Annotated in this window: 2 protein-coding genes and 1 pseudogene; 2 read left to right on the top strand and 1 reads right to left on the bottom strand. The window is 50.2% G+C overall.

The genetic code is table 11. From position 1 onward, the window contains the following. Positions 1–257: 257 nt before the first annotated feature. A pseudogene (locus GIW04_RS29900) lies at positions 258–353 on the bottom strand (DUF3077 domain-containing protein); the annotation flags it as partial. 148 nt (positions 354–501) lie between these two features. Here GIW04_RS29900 and GIW04_RS29895 point away from each other — a divergent pair. Both GIW04_RS29895 and GIW04_RS29890 read left to right on the top strand, forming a co-directional pair. Next, positions 502–1,449, top strand: a complete 948-nt coding sequence (locus tag GIW04_RS29895; RefSeq protein ID WP_120248509.1) for a TauD/TfdA family dioxygenase — start codon at positions 502–504, stop codon at positions 1,447–1,449. A 52-nt stretch (positions 1,450–1,501) separates the two neighbouring features. Further along, positions 1,502–2,350 (top strand): EamA family transporter, encoded by an 849-nt coding sequence (locus tag GIW04_RS29890; protein ID WP_003194121.1) that lies wholly within the window; start codon positions 1,502–1,504, stop codon positions 2,348–2,350. Positions 2,351–2,366 lie beyond the last annotated feature (16 nt).

Here is a 2,366-nt window from a genome sequence, read left to right as displayed (position 1 = left end):
TAGATTGGCACCCCACAGTTTTTTTTTACAAGCAGAAGACGGCATGCGAGATACCAGCGACAGTCTCGTGGGCTCGGAGATGTGAAAAAGAGACAGGACTAAGGCAATTCGCCCGCCTCAACCCGAAACGCAATCTATTGTGGGAGGAGGCCCCCGATAGCCGTGTGTCAGCCAATACAACTGGTGACTGACACACCTATATCGGGAGCAAGCCCCCTCCCACATTTGTTCTGCGGTGTGCTCGCGAGATTGTTCGCTCAACGGCTCGGTGTCATCGCCTGCGGCAAGTCATCCACCACGGCTTTGCCCCTCTCATACAGATAATGCGCGGCCCATGCGTATTGGTCGCCGCGAAAACCTACCAACGACCATTAGGAGTTTTCTCTGTAGGAAAAACCTGTCATGACGAATTTTAATGGCTGGGCTGATGAAGTTTCGCTTTTTCGCAAATGGTGGGCTTAGTTAAATGGACGCTATGAGTAACTACCGTACAGGATTGCGATGAATATGAATGTCAGTCATTTTCGCCAGGGAGTATCTAAAGTCAGGCTTTCAAAAGATGCATTTGCTGAGCTATTGACGGTAAGGGAGTTATTCGAGACTGTAAGTCAAGGTGTTAGATTCGATACCAAGGTCGCTTACATTAATCCTTTACAGTCAAGCGTGCTGAGAGAGGAGCTGAATAGAATACGAAATATGATCGATCATGAAAGTCATGTCTTGATTCTCGATGGCTTTAAGGTGGATAAACTTTCAACGTTCAAATCTCTGGTGTGGACATTCAGTTCCTTACTCGGTGTCCCAATGGTACAGAATCATCTTGGTCATAAAGTGATTGAGGTTTATGACCGAGGTGGCAAAAGCATTGAGGCAGGTGCGAGATACCATCAGACCCGTCAAGGCGCCTATATACATAACGATGGTGTGAGCGACCCGCTGCCTATCGATTACTTGATCCTGGCCTGTGGACAGAAAGCACTTTTAGGAGGTGAGAGCATTCTCATCGATGCAAGCGCGGTATACGCGGAGTTGATGGCGTTCCCAGACGTATTGGAAGAGCTCAAATGCGACTTCTTTTTTGAGAACCGCGGCATGTCAGAGGATGAGCAACTGTTTAAAGCCCCCATCCTCTACTTTTCCAGTGAAGGTATTCCACTGATCAGATACTTTCGAGTCTACATTGAGTCAGCTCACCTTAAGGCAGGAGTGCCTTTAACAGCAGCTAAAACCCAGGCACTGGACTTTCTGGATACTGTTCTCGATCAGTCATCGGTTCAGCATCGAGTACTGCTGGAGCCAGGGCAAGTGCTTATTTCAGCCGATAACAAGTTTCTGCATACGCGTACGAACTTCATTGATATGAACGCTCCTCGTTCCGAGATCAATGATGCTGAGCCTTTGAGTGATCTGAATCGTTATATGCTACGGCTGTGGTTACGCAAACAATGATGCTTCGGTATTCATAACGTAAGTCCTCCCATATCCGCCATAAGCCGAGCCCATGGACACCTCCGATATTGCGATCACGTTGGTCTTGGTCTCTGCCTTTATGCACGCCACTTGGAATGCCGTAGTTCGCGCCGGTAGCAGTCGCTTCATGACCTTGGCCATGGTCGACGGCACCGCGCTAGTGATATGCCTGCTGGCGTTGCCGTTTGTCAGTGTGCCTAGCCTGGAGGTATGGGGCTATATACTCGTCTCTGTGGTGCTCAATACGGTCTACCGGCTATTTTTGATTAAAGCGTACGAAACGGGTGACTTCGGTCAGGTTTACCCGGTGATGCGTGGGGTGCCGCCCGTATTGGTCGTGCTGTTTTCTTACTTTCTGCTGCATGAACAGTTGTCCTCCCAGGCGTTGACGGGAGTGTTGCTGATTTGCGTGGGGATTATCAGCTTGACCTTTGTGCGCAGGATGACGGCGCAGATATTCAAGCCGATCCTGATGGCGGTGTGCGCCGGTGCGTTTATTGCGTCTTACACGGTGGTGGATGCTAAAGGTGTAAGAGCCAGTGAGACGGTGCTGCAGTACATTATTTACCTGACAGTGTTCCAAAGTATCCCGATCCCGATGCTGGCGTTTTCCAAAGAGCGTTCAACCTTGGCTCGTGCGATACGTGGGCACTGGCGAGTTGGGCTATTAGGCGGTGTTTTTTACCTGGCGTCTTACGGATTGGTGTTGTTTGCCTTGTCGCTGGACGCGGTGGCCAAGGTCTCAGCTCTGCGGGAAACCAGTGTTATTATCGGCGCCATTATTGCTGCGCTGTTCTTTCATGAACGGTTCGGTTGGCGACGGATGCTTTCGGCGTTCGTCATTGTTTGCGGGATCATCTTGATCAAAGTGAGCACCTGATGGCCCAGCGTCCGCC

The sequence above is a fragment of the Pseudomonas sp. PA-4-8C genome, assembly GCF_021606625.1.
In the GTDB taxonomy this organism is placed as follows: domain Bacteria; phylum Pseudomonadota; class Gammaproteobacteria; order Pseudomonadales; family Pseudomonadaceae; genus Aquipseudomonas; species Aquipseudomonas lactis.
This window is presented reverse-complemented; position numbering and strand designations above follow the sequence as displayed.